Here is a 15,902-nt window from a genome sequence, read left to right as displayed (position 1 = left end):
GCGTATAAAAGGCCGTTTTGCTCAAATATAAAGGCCTTAACAAGGAGAAAAAATGAAAAGGTTTGCCTCTATTTTGTCATTCCCGAGTGTCGTAGTCGGGAATCTGTCGTCATTTAACAAAGGCAACTACAACAACGGATCCCCGACTAAATTCCTCGGGGATGACGACACCTACTACAACGACAACAACAGATCCCGGATAAAGACCTTCCGGGATGACGGCTTAACAGCACCCAGCCATATGCCCACAACCGCAGGTTTTACCCTCATAGAACTTCTGGTCGTTATCCTTATCATCGGTATTTTGGCGGCGGCCGCTATGCCGTCGTACCGGGTGGCGGTGGGCAGCAGCCGCGCGGCAACGATGTATAACCTCGTCCGTGCGGTGGACCAAGCCCAACAGCATTTTTATATGCAAACTAACCGCTATGCCGCCAATTTGGATGCGCTGATTATTGCTATGCCCGCCGGATTTAAAAAGGAAAGCCCAAGCAAAATTTCCAGCACGGATGTTAGTTGCAATATTAGTGGACACGGGGGCACTAACACAGCCTTTTTATGCGAGGATATTAAAGATTTAGTCCTGATAGAAAAATATCACAGAGATACCTTTTTTATTTGCTGGGCTGATATGGATAGCCAGATTTCCAATAAAATCTGTCAAAACCTGTCCGGGCGGGACACCCCAACGAGTCAAGGAGATGCTGTTGGCTCTTGGGCGCATCGTCAATCTTATTTTATGAACAAATAAAAAAACTCCCTAGGATTTCCCCGGGGAGTTTTTATATTTGCCCAATTTTATTTCTGCAATCTGTCCAAACGTCCTTGGGCGCGGGAAGCCAGTTTGTTAGTCGGGTGATTGATAATCAACCGTTTGTACATTTCCACGGCCTGGGCTTTTTTATCCTGCTGTTCGTAGGCGGAAGCCAAATCAAACATAATTTGCGGGGCGCGCGGTCCGGCGGGATGCGCCACGAGGGCTTTTTCCAAGGCCTGCATATATTTGGCTTGGTCGCGCATACGCTTTTTGGCCACATTGGCGGCTTCCAAAAGCGAGAAAGTGCATTTTTCTTCGTCCGTACCAAACACATTAGCCGTTTTTAATAAGGTATTATATGCTTCGCCGTAGTTCTTGGTTTTTACATACACATCCGCTTTGCCGCGGTACGATTCGTACGAAGCCGCGGTGTTGCCCAACAGTTCAATGGATTTATCATAATTGATAAGCGCGCTGTCAAACTGTTTGTTATTCTCGTCCAAAATGGCCATATGCTTATACACTACGCCCGTTTCGGACGAACCCGGAAACTCCCGCAGTACGCGCGTATAGTACGCGGTGGCGTTGGCGGTGTCCTTTAAATTGTCGGCGTAAATATCGCCGATAAGGCGCAAACTGGCGGCTTTATACGGCGTTTTGGGATAAAGTTCGCCTGCTTTTTTGTATTGCGAAATAGCGGCCAAATAATTGCCGTTTACGCGGTGCAAATCCCCGTACCACAGTTCCACCTTGTCGCCGTCTTCGTATTTGGGATGAAACGCAAAAAAGGTTTCAAACGCTTGCGCGGCGGGGGCATATAAGGAACGGCCCGGCAATTTGGAAAGCGCATATAAGGCTTCGGCTTCACGGTCCGCTTCGGTATCGGCTTCGGCGGGGAGCGGAAGCGCAAAGAGTTGGCTGACTAAATTGCGCGAGTCCGACTGCACGGCTTCGGCGGCTTGCGGCAACAGCGCTTTTAAAGTGCTTGTATCAGCCGACGGAAAGCCCTTACGCAGTTTAAGGAGCGTAACGAGCGCGTCGGCATTGTCTTCCGCGCGCAGATAAAGGCGCGTTTGGAGCAAAAGCGCGTCGGCTGTGGCGGATTGGCCCGGGTTTTGCAAGGCCCAAGTGCCTAAATTATCCGCCAAGGCTTTGGCAAAGGCGCGGCCTTCCCGGCCGGGATCGGCGGAAATCGTAAGCGCCTGCTTTTTATAAAAATCCAACGCGGCGGACATATCAGCCGCTTGCAGGGCCGGGGCGGCAATCAAAGCCGCACTTAAAATAAGTAATAGTTTGCGCATAAGTTATCTGTAATTGGTGAATTGGAGTTCCACGCCAAAGTCGCGCCCTCTTAAAAGGGCCATCGTGTTTTGGAGTTCGTCCTTGGATTTGGACGATACACGCAACTGGTCGCCCTGGATAGAAGCGGAAACCTTCAATTTGGCGTCTTTAATGGCCTTGGAAATTTCCTTGGCTTTGTCGGACGGGATACCCTGCTGGATTTTTACCGTTTGTTTGGCGTTCCCGCCCAAAGCGGCTTCAATTTTTTGCGGCAGCATATTTTTAAGCGGAATACCACGTTTGGCAATACGCGTAAAAATAATGTCGCGCAAGGTGTTTACCTTATATTCGTCGCTGGAACCGAGTTTCAGTTCGTTATCCTTTTGATTGAGTTCAATCGTAGAATTGGTGCCTTTAAAATCGTAACGGTTGGTGATTTCTTTATTTGCGGCGCTGACGGCTTCCGCAATTACGTTCAAATCCACTTTGGATACGACGTCAAAACTGTAATCTGCCATATGAAATTTCCTCCTAAAAACGGCGTTTTTCAATTTATTTCCTATATTATATCTTTTTTTGTACAATGGTTTTATCGGCGGGGGCAGTTGCGCCAAGGGCGTTTCCCGTCAATTCTATGGAGGTTTGCAGCCGGAGTTTCCCTGCTTCGGCGGTAATTCGCTTATGAACATCAAAATTCGTTTGACTGCAATGAACTTTCTCCAATACGGCGTTTGGGGTGCGTACCTTACTTCTATGGGTACCTTCCTGGCTGGTGCCGGATTGGCGGAAAATATCGGTTGGTTTTACGCGGTACAAGGCTTTGTATCGCTCTTTATGCCGGCTATTATCGGCATTGTGGCGGACCGTTGGATTCCCGCGCAGAAACTGCTGGGCCTGTGCCATTTGTTGGCGGCGGCCGGTATGGCCGGGGCGGCTTATTTTGGTTCGCTCCCCCAGGTAAGTTTTGCGCTGGTTTTCGCCTGCTATACGTTTAGTGTGGCTTTCTATATGCCTACGATTGCTCTTTCCAACTCCGTGGCTTATACGGCCTTGCGCCAAGGCGGCTTTAATACCGTTTCCGCGTTCCCTCCCATCCGTGTATTCGGTACGGTTGGCTTTATCTGCGCGATGCTGACCTCCAACTTTACGGGCTTCCAAAATACCTATATGCAATGGTATTTCTCCGGCATTTTGGGCGTGCTTTTGGGCTTGTATTGCTTTACCTTGCCCGCCTGCCCCACCTGCACGGAAAAGGCCAAATCGCTGGCCGAAGCCTTGGGCCTCAAAGCGTTTGCGTTGTTTAAAGAGAAAAAGATGGCTATCTTCTTTATCTTTTCTATGCTGCTGGGGATGTCCTTGCAGGTTACCAACGCTTACGCCAACCCGTTTATTAACGGCTTTAACTCCTTGGCGGGTTTTGCGGGCTCTTGGGGGGCCAATAATGCCAATGCGCTTATTTCCCTTTCCCAAATGTCCGAAACGCTGTGCATTTTGCTGATTCCGTTCTTCTTGAAACGCTTCGGTATCAAAAAGGTAATGCTTATCAGTATGTTTGCGTGGGTGCTGCGCTTTGGCTTCTTTGGTATCGGCAACCCGTCCACCGCGGGCGGTATTGTGCTGCTGGTGGCTTCTATGATTGTATATGGGGTGGCGTTTGACTTCTTTAACGTGTCTGGCTCCTTGTATGTAGATAAAGAAACCGACCCGGCCATCCGTTCCAGCGCGCAGGGCGTGTTTATGCTGATGACCAACGGTTTCGGCGCGATGATTGGTACGCTGGGCGCCCAATGGGTCATTAACAAGTTGGTAAACGTCCACATCAACGAATATACGGCGGCAAACGGCTTTTTGCCCAGCGGCGCGGTATATCCGGCGGATGTCTCCCATACCATTATGACGGGGTGGAGCGAATCGTGGTTTATTTTCGCGGGATTCTCCTTGGTAGTGGCTATCTTGTTTGCCTGCATCTTTAAATACAAACACGTCCCGGAAGCATAAGGTTTTGCGTGTGAAAAAAGGCGCCTCTTATCGGGGCGCCTTTTTTGTGGGCAAGTTTTTAAATTGCCATATGGAGAGTGGAAAAATTGCCATAAAAAAACCGCCCGGTCAAGGGCGGTTTTAAAGGTTATTGCAAGACTTATTATTTGGCGGCAGCGGCTTTGTTAGCGGCTTTGGCCAAGCGGGATTTCTTGCGGGCGGCCGTTTTCCAGTGGATTACGTTCTTTTTGGCGGCCTTGTCAATGCAAGATTCGGCTTTTTTCAAGTCTTCTTTCAGCGTGGCGGCTTTCGTGGTAGCGGAAGCGTTCACAGTCTTGGTGGCTAAGCGGACTTTTTTAATCAAGCCCTTGTTAGCGGAAGTTCTTTTTTCGGCTTGGCGCTGCGCTTTGATAGCGCTAGTGTGCCGACCAGTTTTAAGTTTTGCCATTATATAGTTCCTCTAATAGAAAAATCGGGTTACTAATATTTTATCCTTTTATTGCCGCGGGGTCAACTGATTTTTTTCGTTTAAGCAGGCTGCGCGCCTGAAATGTTACAATACTTCTATGGACCCGCGCCTAGATATTTTACCAAATAAACCCGGTGTTTACATAATGCGCTCCAAAGAGGGCACGATTATTTATGTAGGCAAGGCCAAAAATTTGTCCGACCGGGTGAAGCAGTATTTCCAGGAATCCAACCTGTATTCCCGCGGGTGGAAACTGCCGTGCCTGCTGCCGATGATTGCCAAGATTGACTATATCACCACCGCCAGCGAACGCGACGCCTTGGTGCTGGAAGAAAAATTAATCAAGCAGTACCAGCCGTTTTTTAACTCCCTTGGCAAGGACGGCAAAAGTTACCCTTATTTAAAACTGACGATGGGGGAGGACTTCCCTCGCTTGCATTTAACGCGCCGCGTGGTGCGCGGAAAGGACTTATATTTTGGCCCATATCCAAAATCTAGCATTGTAAAAAGTTTAATGCGCTTTTTGTGGAAGAGTAAATACGCGCCCTTGCGCCCGTGCAAGTGGAATTTTTCGCGCGAAAAGGAATTGGACCCGCGCAAAATTAATACCTGTATTTATTATCATACCGGGCAATGTCCGGCGCCGTGTGCGGGCAAAATTTCGTATGAAGATTATCGCAAAATTGCCGAGCGTATGGCGCAATTTTTGGACGGACACTTTGGCAACATTACCGAAAATATCACGCGGCTGATGAAGGAACACTCTGCCAAGTGGGAATACGAACAGGCGGCCGTTTACCGCAATTTTTTGCACGCCTTGGCACATATGCAGGAGCGCGTGCTGGTGGGGCGGTTTAAGGACGATAAAATTACTACCGCTATGGAAAATACGGACAAGTTAAAACGCCTGGCGCAGGTAATCGGTTTAAATAAACTGCCCGCGCATATTGAAGCGTTTGATAACTCCCACTTGTTCGGGCGCGAGGCCGTGGGGTGCGTGGTGTGCTACATTAACGGAGAAAAGAACCACGAGCATTACCGCCGCTTTAAAATCCGCTCCAAACTGCCCGAGCGCGGGGGAAGCGATTTTACGATGATGGAAGAAAGTGTGTTCCGCCGTTTGCGCCAAATAAAAAGGGATCCCACCCAAGCGCCCGATTTAATTTTGCTGGACGGCGGGAAAAGCCAAATTACCGCGGCCTTAAACGCGTTTGACCGCGCGGGCATTTATATCCCGTTTATAGCCCTTGCCGAAACGCACGAGGGTATTTACCTGCCCGGAGCGGCGGAAAGCATTAAACTGCCCATTGGCGACCCGGCTTTAAACTTATTAATGGAAATCCGCGATGAGGTTCACCGCTTTGCCATTACGTACCACCGCACCCTGCGCAACAAGGAAACACTTTCTAACGGACCTATGACCTCCTAGGTCCTTTGGCCCTTGTTTCGGGCCCTGGGCAAACTTATAATAACAGTATGAACAAAACACTTACGCTGATGCTAACGTCTCTTTTTATCCTCGCTTTTTCCGGCGCGGCGCAAGCCCAGCGCGGAAAACCCCCGGCCGTAAAAGTGCCGGCAAGAACCTTGGAAAAGGCCGCCAAAAGCGCCTTGCCAAAAAATTTTTATAACCCCAGTATCAGTTCTGCCATTACCCAAGCCCAACATATGTGGAAACTGCGTGCCTTGCGACAGCAGCGCGATGTAAACGCCGTAAAAGTATGGGCGGGCCAGCAAAATATTCTTCCCGATTCTAAACTTTATAAGGCGGCCACAAAGGATATGTCCTATTTGCGCACGCATTTAAAAAAGGTGGACGTGCTGATTGATAGAAATGTCGTGCACGTTAATTCCGTGCCGTATGCCAAATTACTGCGCGACAAAAACCGCATTTTTATTGCGACGGATTGGAACGAAGGCGCTAAATTGCAACTTTCCAACTTGCTCACGGATTTGCGGATGTTAAACCCGGAGAAACAAATTGTAGTGGCAAGCCCGTATTTCCCAGCGGAAGAAACGTATAAGTCCGGCTCGTATGTGGCTTTTCAGCAGAAGAACGGCTCCGACGCGTTTGTGAAAACGGTCTTGCGCGATTCTAACGCAATGCTAATCCCACTGACGACCGAAGAAGGCGCTACCGTGCAAAACACCTTGGCCTCTTGGAGCGATGAATTGCAGCCCTATTACGCGGCGGCTTCCTTCGGCAAGACGGATGAAGTGCTGGTGATTATTGCTCCGCCGATGTTTATTGAAGGCGGCGCGGGTTCTCTGCGCCGGGCGCATATGCACTCCCCGATTTTGAATAGAGACCAATCGGTTACGTTTTCTATCCGTACCAAGGACGAAAACAATTTGACCGATTACAAATGGGGCATTTTGGCTACCAGTGTAAGACGTCTGTTGCCGCCACCGTATGTTTCCGGCTGGACGCAGAACGCCTTTGTTGATACCGTTGCACCGGAACTTTCCGATGCGGTAGGCACGGATATCTTTATCCGGGTGTGCCCGCAAGTGGTAAGCAACCGTCCTCAGCAATAAAAAATTTTACGGAAGAAAAAGCCGCCCTTTACCGGGCGGCTTTTTTGTGCGTTTTTATACATAAAAAACGGGGTTACCCGAAAGCAACCCCGCAAAAGTAAAGAGCCTTTTATTTGAAACTGGCGGTTCCCAATTTCTGTTGCAAGTAGGTCTTCAAGCCGGACGGGTCGCCCGTGTGAGAAATGGCCTCTTGGTAACTGATTTGCTTGCGGATGTACAAATCGCCCAACGCCTGGTTCATCGTAATCATACCCATACCCACGCTGGTTTGCATTGTGGAGATAATCTGCTCGGCTTTGCCGTCGCGGATTAAACTGCGCACGGCGGAGTTGGCAAGCAACACCTCGCACGCCATCGCGCGCCCGCCCGTTAAGGTGGGGATTAACTGCTGGGACAAAATAGCCTCCAACACGAAGGACAACTGCGTGCGGATTTGCGGCTGTTGGTTGGCCGGGAAGACGTCAATAATACGGTTGATAGACTGTACGGCGTCGTTGGTGTGCAAGGTGGCAAACACCAAGTGCCCGGTTTCGGCCAATGTCAGGCAGGCTTCCATCGTTTCGCGGTCGCGCAACTCGCCGACCAGAATAATATCCGGGTCCTGACGCAAAAAGTGTTTCAACGCATCGGCGAACGAAAGCGTATCGGAGCCCACTTCGCGCTGGTTGACGATACTGCGTTTGTGCGGGTGCACAAATTCAATAGGGTCTTCTACCGTCATAATGTGGTTGCTTTCGTTCATATTCAGGTAGTTAATCATACTGGCCAAAGAGGTTGATTTACCGGACCCCGTGCAGCCCGTTACCAACACAAGGCCTTTGTTTAACTTCATAATGTTATACACCACGGGCGGTAAGTTGAGTTGTTCAAAGGATTTAAATTCGTTCGGAATAGAACGCAAGGCGGCGGCCACGCAACCTTTTTGCTTATAGACGTTTACACGGAGACGCCCGAGCGATTTAAGGCCGATAGAGCAGTCCAACTCCAATTTATCTTCAAACTGCTGGCGTTGCTCGTCGGAGAGAATAGAATAAATTAACGTCTGGGCGGTTTCTTTGGTTAAGGCTTCAAACGGCGTGGCGTACAAGCGGCCCTGAATACGCAGTACGGGCGGTACCCCTACCGTTAAGTGAATATCGGAAGCGTTTTTGGCTTTCATCATTTTGAACAAGTCGTCCATCAATATCATATATAACCCTCGTAGTTATTGAATTTTGCCCAGCAAATCCAGCGCCACATTGTTTAGCGCGCCGGTTAAAGTTCCTTTTGAAACATCCGCCTGGAAGACATATACAATGGGTTCCATACGGGTTTTGGTTAATCTGTATTTTACAATATATGCGTTTTTATGCAAAGGTTCAGCGGACCAATTCCCGGTGTATCCCTGGGAAAGTTTGTCCCGGTACAGGCGGTCCAAATACGCGGCCACTGTACCGCGCCCGCCGGAAAGTGTATAGTTTTGCACCGCCGATAAAGCCTTGTCCGCGGCGGAAACCGTTTGCGGCTTAACCGCAGGCGGCGGGGCTGGCGGTAAAATTTCCTGGTCCGTGGCCGATACGGTTTTTTCTTCCGGCACCAGTTCGGTGGATACCGGGGCGTTTTGCGCGGGTTTTTCCTGTCCGTCTGCGGGGGCTTGGTTAAACATTAATACCAGTCCTAGCGCAATTAAGGCCACCAGTACCGCTAAGGCCGCCATTGCCTTTTTATTATTGCGGGTGGCGGCGATGCGCTCGTTTTGCGTATCGGTTAAAAATTGTTGAATTTCCGGCGTGGGTTTTAGCCGCGGACGCACTTGGTTGACTTCCGGTATTACGGGCACGCTTTTAATGGGCTCCTGTATTTCCGGCGTAGCCTTTACCTTTAAAGCCCCTACTAAAATATCCTCTATGGGTTCAGTACCGGGTTTAGCCAGTTCCTCCACCTCGCCCTCTTGGTTGGCTGCGGGTTCGTCGGGCGTTTCCAGTACGATAGTAGTTTCCGGGTCCGGCTCCGCTTTTGCTTTCTGCGGGGCAGGCGCGGGCTGGTCCGCGGGCGGCGTAACAGGTTCCTCTGCGGAAATTTCCGGCTCGTCTTGTGCTGGTTGAACAGGTGCCTCTGTTACAGGGGCGGGTTCGTTCACCGTCGGGGCGGCAATGTCGGTTAAAGGAGTTTCTGTTACGGTTTCCACCGGGCCTTGCGGTATAGGCGGTAACTCGCTTTCGGGTTGGTCCACTACGGGCAAGGTAAACGTAGGGGCCGCTTCGGGCTCCGTTTCCGTTTGCTCGTTTTTTTGTTCGGTGGATTTCGTCGGCTCGGTTTCTGTTAATTCAGGTTCCGCTTCTTGCGCAGGTTGGGCCGTTTGTTCAGGCTCGGCTTCTGCTTGCTCGGGTTCGGATTGAGCCTCTTCTTCGGTGGGCTCATCCGGTAAAATCTGTGTTTTGGCCCCGTGAACGGTTAGTTCCATTTCCTCTTCCGGATCAGCGGAGATAGGGATAGAAGCGGGTTCCGGTTTTTTTTCTTGTACCGGCGCAGTCGGCGGAACAGGCTGCTCTTTTGCGGGAGCAGCAGGCGCCTGCTCAACCTTGGCTTGCGGTTCCTCTTCTTCCGGCTCCCCGGTAAATTCGTCAAAGGGGTCGTTATCCACCACCTTATCGGCAGGCGGAGTAGTTTTATTAAATTGTTTGGCTAGTGCCCGGGCCAAGTTCATATCCGAATTTTCGTTCGGGTCCGGGATGCCCAAAATATTGCCCAAGTCGCCCCCTTGCATATTGTTGAAATAATCCTCAATCGGGCCGGGTTTGGCTGGCTTTTGGGGCATTTGGAGTGAAGACGGCGGTTCTGTGGGCGGTTCCTGCGGCTCGGATAAGGGGGAACGCTCCTTTAAAAGCGTGTCCATTTCCTTATCAAAGGTATCGGTGTCTAATTCTTCTGCGGCAGGAGCAGATGTGGCGGCCAGTTCCTCAAAGGCGGAGGCCATTTTCCAACTGTCTTCCTGGTCGCTGGTGTTTTCGGGGCAGACTAGACTGGTGGGGGCGAAGCCGGGCCGCGCCGCAAGTTCCTGCGGCGTAAACGGCCCGACTACATCACTTCCGTCAAAAAGCCAATATTTCACGGCTCTCCCTGCCCCCCGGGGCGGTGCTGTTATTTGCAGAATTTCAGCGCGTTATTTAAGCGCGCGAGGACTTTTTCCTTACCCATATATTCCAACATTTTGAACAAGGTCGGTCCGTGCGTGCGGCCGGAAACGGCCACGCGTACCGGGTGGAAGATTTGTCCGGCCTTCATCCCGTTGGCTTTGGCATAGGCGCGTGCGGCGGTTTCCAAGTTGGCTTCGGTGAAGTCGGTTAAATCGCCGTACACTTTAATAATGCCTTCCAACACTTGTTTGGCTTCGGGCTTGGCAAATACTTTGTCCAGGGCTTCCTGTTCAAATACGGGTTCTTCAAAGAAGAAGCGGATTAAATCCGGGATTTCGGTTAAGAGTTTATATTTTTCCTGTTCCAAACCGATAATGCCTTCCAGTTTGGCACGGTCCACGCCGGATACGTTAATGCCCGCTTTCTCAATAAAAGGCATAGCCAAATCGGTCAAGCGGTTTAAGGGCGTGGCGCGGATATATTCCCCGTTCATCCAGTTCAGTTTTTCCGGGTCCATTACGGCCGGGCTGGGCTGGCAGCCGGAGATATCAAATTTCTCTTCCAGTTCGCCGGGTTTAAAGAGTTGCTGGGAATCGGGCGTAGCCCAACCGAGCAAAGCCAAGTAGTTTTTAAGCGCTTCGGGCAAATAACCCATATTGCGAAATTCCACTACGTTGGTTGCACCGTGGCGTTTGGAAAGTTTTTTGCCGTCCGGTCCGTGAATCATAGACAAGTGGGCGAAAATCGGTTCCTTCCAGCCCAAGGCGTGATAAATTTGAATCTGCGCCGGGGTGTTGGAAATGTGGTCATCGCCGCGGATGACGTGCGTCATACGCATTAAATGGTCGTCCACTACTACGGCAAAGTTGTAGGTGGGGTAACCGCTCGTTTTTTGGATGACGAGGTCGTACAAATCCTTGCTGGCGAATTTAACGTGCCCGCGGATCATATCGTCCCACTCCACGTCGCCTTCCTGCGGCATACGGAAGCGGATAACGTATTTGCGGCCTTGGGCTTCCAACTCTTTTTGCTGTTCTACCGTCAGGTGGCTGCACTTGCCGCTGTATTTGGGCGGGCGGTGTTCAGCCAAGCATTTTTGGCGGTTTTCTTCCAATTCTTCCTCGGTGCAATAGCATTTATAGGCTTTGCCTTCGGCTAACAGTTGGTCAATGTATTTTTTGTAAATGCCCATATCGGCACGTTGGGCCTGATAGTACGGAAAGTCCGGCCCCTTGTTGGTACCGTCGGGCATCGGGCCTTCGTCCCAGTTCAAATTCATCCATTGCATACCTTCAAAGATAGCGTCGGTAGAGGCCTGCGTGGAGCGTTCCTCGTCGGTATCTTCAATGCGGAGTAAAAAAGTGCCTTTATTTTTTTTAGCGAAAAGGTAGTTGAAAAGCGCGGTGCGCACGCCGCCGATGTGTAAGAAACCAGTCGGGGACGGGGCAAATCTAACTCTTACGGTCATAGTGTTGTTATGTCCTCTTTTAAATATGATACGTATATAGGTATATTATACTTATTATGGAAAATTTTTTAAAATATAAAAAAGAGTTTTTTAGAAAAAGGAGGAGTTTGTGGGAGCATTTTTTGTGGTAGCCTCGGTGATTATGTGGCTGATGCAGGTAACCATTGGGGCTTGGTTGTTTACGTCTTTTCCGCAGATTGGGTGGAAATACCCGGTTGTATTATTACCTGTTTTATTCTCGGTACTGATGTTTGGGGGGCTTGGTTATACGCGCACGCATTGGGGCGTGTGGGAGAGTGGGCTCTATTATTTTGCCTATACTTGGATGGGGCTTGTGTTTTTGGGCTTTTGCATTTGCGCGGGTTTTGCCGTGCTGCATTGGATTTTAAATTTGTGCCATTTGCATTGCCGCGTATGGCTGGGTGTTTTAAGCGTGGCTACAATGGGCGTGGTGTTTGGTATGGCCATTTACGGGGGAATTTCTGCCCCGAAGTTAAAACATATTTCCGTAACCGTGCCCGGTGCGCCCAAAATGAAACTAGCCCTCTTGTCCGATTCCCACTTGGGGATGGGCGTATCATACAGGCGGTTTGATAAGGCGATGAGCCGCATTGAGGCCGAAAAGCCGGATGCTTTGCTTGTTTTGGGAGATGTGTTTGAATACGGCCCGGCGCGTGAAAAATACGCCGAACGCATTAAAAATTTAGTTACCCCGCAGGGCACTTATGGCGTATTTGGCAACCACGAGTATTATGTCGGGTACGAAAATTCCAAGGAATTTTTTAAGGAAGCGGGCATTACGCTTTTGGAAAACGACCTTGCCCAAATGCCTAATGGCGTGCAAGTGGCTGGTATAAAAGACGCCAAAACCGTGCGTATGAGCGTGCAAGAGGCCGAAGATGTGCTTAAAAAAGCGGATAACAAAAAGCCGCTTATCTTTTTAAGCCATACGCCTGTGTTTGCCGAAGAAGCCGCCCAACACGGGGCCGTTTTAATGTTTAGCGGGCACACCCACAACGGGCAGATTTTCCCTTTCAAATATTTAGTGCGCTTGCAATTCCCGCGTGTGTATGGATTGTTTGAAGTGGAACAAATGAAATTCTACATTACGTCCGGTATGTTCTATTGGGGTATTCCGCTGCGTTTTTTGGCTCCGGCGGAAATCCCGGTGGTAGAGGTTAATTACCGATGAAGAAACTCCTGTTGGCCGCCCTGCTTTTATGTACCTTGCCCTTGGCGGCCGAAACGCGCTTTGAGGATTTGACCCCGCAGGAAAAACTGGGGCAGACCTTGGTGGTGTTTGTGGACGTGGACAGCGCGGAACAGGTGCGCCCGGCGATTGAGCAGGGCAAAATTGGCGGGGTGCTTATCCAATGGGGAAATTACTCGCTGGCGGAAACCAAAAAATTGGTGGATAAACTCCAATCTTGGGCCGCCGTCAGCCCGCATAAAATTCCGCTGTTTATTTCTATTGATTACGAGGGGGGCACGGTCTATACGCCCATTACGCTGGGTTTTGACTATTTGCCTACCAATATGATGCTCTCCGCCTCGCGCGACGAAGAAGGTGCGGCCGCCATAGCCTATTTGGCCGGATTAGAGTTGCGCCGCGCGGGCGTGCATATTAATTTTTCCCCGGTGCTGGATGTAAACAGCAATCCGCATAACCCTATTATCGGCGTGCGCTCCTTCGGCTCCGACCCGGCCAGCGTAACGCGTATGGGCAGTGCGCTTATTAACGGCTTTAAGGCGGCGGATATCGTTAGTGTGGTAAAGCATTTCCCGGGCCACGGCGATACATCGGCTGATTCCCATTACGATGTGCCGGTCGTGCGGGCCAGTTATTCACAACTGCAAAAAATCCATTTGGCTCCGTTTGAAGCAGCCGTTAAACAAGGCGTGCCCGGTGTGATGACGGGGCACATCTTATACCCGGCGTTAGACAGTAAAAATGTAGCCACCTTTTCGCGCCCGATTTTGCAGGATTTACTGCGCGGAAAAATGGGCTTTAAGGGGTTAATTGTAACCGACAGTTTGGATATGAAGAGCGCTACCACTTATTGCACGATTGCCGGGTGCGCCGTGCGTGCGCTGGAAAGCGGGGCGGATATGATTTTACTCGGGCGATATGTAAAGCCCGTATCGGTTTTTGACCAAGTATGGCGCGATGTGCAAGCCAAGCATTTGGAGCCCGTGGTGGAGGAAGCCGCCCGCAAGGTGTTTGAGTTAAAAAAGCAAATGGGGTTATTAGATAATTCCCGTGCGGTTCCTGCGCCGATTGAAGAGGCGTACCATACGGCACTTGCCAAAATAAGTGCGGAATCGGTAACCTTGGTGCGCGACAGAAAGAAATTGCTTCCGTTTAAACCTGTTTCCAATAAAAAACCGACGGTGTGTGCGGTGTTCTTTGCTCCGGCGCGCTTTGCGGATCAACTGATGAATTTTTCCAAACCGTTCTTGCAAAAGGGGTGGACGATACGCAGTTACAATGCGGCCTTAACTCCGCGCAAAAAAGACAGTCAGCGTGCCGCCGCTTGCGCCAAGGGGGCCGATTTGCTGATTGTAACCAGTTTGCAATGGGCCGATAAAACCAATATCAACCAAAAGAACGCCATTAACGGATTGATAGAGGAAAACCCGAACACGGTGTTTATCTCTACAATGAGCCCGTACGATATAAAAAATTACCCGGAGGCGGACGTGGTTATGGCCACCTACGGGTTAAATAAATATGTCTTGCAAACGGCCGCGGACATTATTTTGGGCAACCAATCTGCCCAGGGCGTATTGCCCGTTGCCTTGCCGGACGTACAGGATTAAGACTTCTTTTCCTGCCGCTTGGCGTTGATAAATTCATACACCGCGGGCAAAAGCGAGAGCACAATAATCGCTACAATCACATAGTGAAAATGATTTTGAACGACGGGCAAATCGGCAAAGAAATAACCGCCCAGCGTAAAAAGCATTACCCACAGCGCGGCGCCGATTAAGTTAAACGAAGCAAAATGGAAGTACGTCATTTTGCCAATGCCCGCTACAAACGGGGCAAAGGTGCGGATAATGGGGATAAAACGCGCCAAAATAATGGTTTTTCCGCCGTATTTTTCGTAAAACGCGTGCGCCTTATTTAGGTGGTCTTTATTTAAAAAGATACTGTCTTTCTTGGTAAATACCTTGGGGCCCAGCCATTTGCCAATTTCATAATTGCAAAAATCGCCCAATACCGCTGCCGCAAAGACAATGGGCATCAGCCAAGGCAGGTTAATTGCGCTGTCGTGCGAGGCCGCCAAGGCCCCACAGGCAAACAATAGGGAGTCGCCCGGCAAAAAGGGCGTAACCACAAGCCCTGTTTCGCAAAAGACGACTGCAAAAATAACAATATAGAGCCAAATACCCATCCAGGCGGCCCAAGCGTTCAAATGCACGTCCAAGTGCAAAAAAATATCTGCTAGTTGCGCTAAAAATTCCATATAGTAATTGTAGCAAAAATAAATTTTAAAAATTTGTGCCCGACGGGGCTCATAATATGGTATAATTTTTATAGTTACCTACCGGTAAGTAAAAATAACAAAGAGAGGAAGAAATGAAAAAGTTTTTAGCAGTTGCCGTATGCTTGTTGGGTTTTGCGTTTACTGCGCAGGCCCGCGCCTATCAAACGGGTGATGTTTTATTGGGAGCGGCTTTTGTGGCCTCGCCGCTTGAATTAGGGACCGATTGGGGCGAGGTAAATGTAGATGACCAAACGGATAATATTTCGCACGATGCCAAACTGGGGCATCCGGGCCTTGGGGGCGAAATTTCCGCCTTGTACTTTGTGCATCCGCGCGTAGCCTTGGGCGTACTGGCGGAAGACCAAAATTTTGATACCGACCTTTCCAGCGGCTGGGAAATTAACACCAGCACCCGCCAACGCAACTATATGTTGGCCTCGCGCGTGTTTTTGACCGATACGGAAAATTTGTATAAGGTTTATTTGCCTTTGGCCGTAGGCGTGGCGCGTACCGATATGACGGTAGATTTTACCACGAACGAACATTTCCGTTATACGGGCTTTGCCGGACACGCGGGTTTAGGGGTGGAACGGGCTTTAACGGACCGCTGGGCCGTGGATTTGGAAGTGCGCTACAACGTAAACCGCTTTCACGCGTCTAAACAAATTTCCTCGGGCCCGCACGCGGGGCACCACGTTACTATTTATCCGCGCGCGGCGTATGTAACTACCTCCTTGCGGGTGTTGTACCGGATTTAAGTATCGGGGGGTAGAACCGATAAAAAGGGGCGACTTGTAAAAGCCGC

The 15,902-nt window shown here is 50.1% G+C and carries 14 protein-coding genes; 7 read left to right on the top strand and 7 right to left on the bottom strand.

The features are described 5' to 3' along the window. Window positions 1–52: 52 nt before the first annotated feature. Window positions 53–751, top strand: a complete 699-nt coding sequence (locus tag ACR0QV_RS06615; RefSeq protein ID WP_432635614.1) for a type IV pilin protein — start codon at window positions 53–55, stop codon at window positions 749–751. Window positions 752–798: 47 nt separating this feature from the next. On the opposite strand, the gene ACR0QV_RS06610 is transcribed toward ACR0QV_RS06615, so the two are convergent. Beyond that, on the bottom strand, window positions 799–2,058 hold the full coding sequence (locus ACR0QV_RS06610; RefSeq protein WP_432635612.1) for a tetratricopeptide repeat protein: 1,260 nt from the start codon (window positions 2,056–2,058) through the stop codon (window positions 799–801). Between the two features lie 3 nt (window positions 2,059–2,061). After that, complete coding sequence (locus tag ACR0QV_RS06605) at window positions 2,062–2,556, bottom strand: YajQ family cyclic di-GMP-binding protein (RefSeq protein WP_428054578.1); 495 nt, start codon at window positions 2,554–2,556, stop codon at window positions 2,062–2,064. A gap of 163 nt (window positions 2,557–2,719) precedes the next feature. Here ACR0QV_RS06605 and ACR0QV_RS06600 point away from each other — a divergent pair, with 163 nt between their 5' ends. Next, window positions 2,720–4,036: an MFS transporter gene (locus ACR0QV_RS06600; RefSeq protein ID WP_432635609.1), complete on the top strand. Its 1,317-nt coding sequence runs from the start codon at window positions 2,720–2,722 to the stop codon at window positions 4,034–4,036. A 142-nt stretch (window positions 4,037–4,178) separates the two neighbouring features. On the opposite strand, the gene rpsT is transcribed toward ACR0QV_RS06600, so the two are convergent. Beyond that, window positions 4,179–4,463, bottom strand: coding sequence for a 30S ribosomal protein S20 (gene rpsT, locus ACR0QV_RS06595; protein WP_177747817.1), 285 nt, complete (start codon window positions 4,461–4,463; stop codon window positions 4,179–4,181). Between the two features lie 118 nt (window positions 4,464–4,581). Between rpsT and ACR0QV_RS06590 the strand changes: the two genes are divergently transcribed. Next, window positions 4,582–5,913: a GIY-YIG nuclease family protein gene (locus tag ACR0QV_RS06590; RefSeq protein WP_428061087.1), complete on the top strand. Its 1,332-nt coding sequence runs from the start codon at window positions 4,582–4,584 to the stop codon at window positions 5,911–5,913. Window positions 5,914–5,960: 47 nt separating this feature from the next. Then, on the top strand, window positions 5,961–7,022 hold the full coding sequence (locus tag ACR0QV_RS06585; protein ID WP_432635607.1) for a hypothetical protein: 1,062 nt from the start codon (window positions 5,961–5,963) through the stop codon (window positions 7,020–7,022). A gap of 109 nt (window positions 7,023–7,131) precedes the next feature. Here the strand turns inward: ACR0QV_RS06585 and ACR0QV_RS06580 are convergent, their stop codons facing one another. Genes ACR0QV_RS06580 through gltX form a run of 3 tightly spaced genes read right to left on the bottom strand, consistent with a single transcriptional unit; the run spans window position 7,132 to window position 11,606 of the window. Beyond that, the gene (locus ACR0QV_RS06580) at window positions 7,132–8,211 is read right to left on the bottom strand and encodes a type IV pilus twitching motility protein PilT (RefSeq protein ID WP_432635605.1); all 1,080 of its coding nucleotides are present in this window, start codon (window positions 8,209–8,211) and stop codon (window positions 7,132–7,134) included. A gap of 15 nt (window positions 8,212–8,226) precedes the next feature. Further along, entirely contained in the window at window positions 8,227–10,113 is a 1,887-nt protein-coding gene (locus tag ACR0QV_RS06575; RefSeq protein WP_432635603.1) for a hypothetical protein, read from the bottom strand. Between the two features lie 29 nt (window positions 10,114–10,142). Continuing rightward, window positions 10,143–11,606 carry a glutamate--tRNA ligase gene (gltX, locus tag ACR0QV_RS06570; protein ID WP_432635601.1) on the bottom strand — a complete coding sequence of 488 codons (1,464 nt, stop codon included), beginning with the start codon at window positions 11,604–11,606 and terminating at the stop codon, window positions 10,143–10,145. A gap of 109 nt (window positions 11,607–11,715) precedes the next feature. Between gltX and ACR0QV_RS06565 the strand changes: the two genes are divergently transcribed. Next, on the top strand, window positions 11,716–12,798 hold the full coding sequence (locus tag ACR0QV_RS06565; RefSeq protein WP_432635599.1) for a metallophosphoesterase: 1,083 nt from the start codon (window positions 11,716–11,718) through the stop codon (window positions 12,796–12,798). Continuing rightward, complete coding sequence (locus ACR0QV_RS06560) at window positions 12,795–14,426, top strand: glycoside hydrolase family 3 protein (RefSeq protein WP_432635597.1); 1,632 nt, start codon at window positions 12,795–12,797, stop codon at window positions 14,424–14,426. The genes ACR0QV_RS06565 and ACR0QV_RS06560 overlap by 4 nt, the downstream gene beginning before the upstream one ends. Here ACR0QV_RS06560 and ACR0QV_RS06555 read toward each other — a convergent pair. Further along, on the bottom strand, window positions 14,423–15,076 hold the full coding sequence (locus ACR0QV_RS06555; RefSeq protein WP_432635595.1) for a DedA family protein: 654 nt from the start codon (window positions 15,074–15,076) through the stop codon (window positions 14,423–14,425). The two genes, ACR0QV_RS06560 and ACR0QV_RS06555, sit on opposite strands and share 4 nt — an antisense overlap. Before the next feature lie 113 nt (window positions 15,077–15,189). Here ACR0QV_RS06555 and ACR0QV_RS06550 point away from each other — a divergent pair, with 113 nt between their 5' ends. Continuing rightward, the gene (locus tag ACR0QV_RS06550) at window positions 15,190–15,855 is read left to right on the top strand and encodes an outer membrane beta-barrel protein (protein ID WP_432635593.1); all 666 of its coding nucleotides are present in this window, start codon (window positions 15,190–15,192) and stop codon (window positions 15,853–15,855) included. The last annotated feature ends 47 nt before the right edge of the window (window positions 15,856–15,902 follow it).

Origin of the sequence: Candidatus Avelusimicrobium sp., from assembly GCF_050873505.1 — a bacterium.
In the GTDB taxonomy this organism is placed as follows: Bacteria; Elusimicrobiota; Elusimicrobia; order Elusimicrobiales; family Elusimicrobiaceae; genus Avelusimicrobium.
This window is presented reverse-complemented; position numbering and strand designations above follow the sequence as displayed.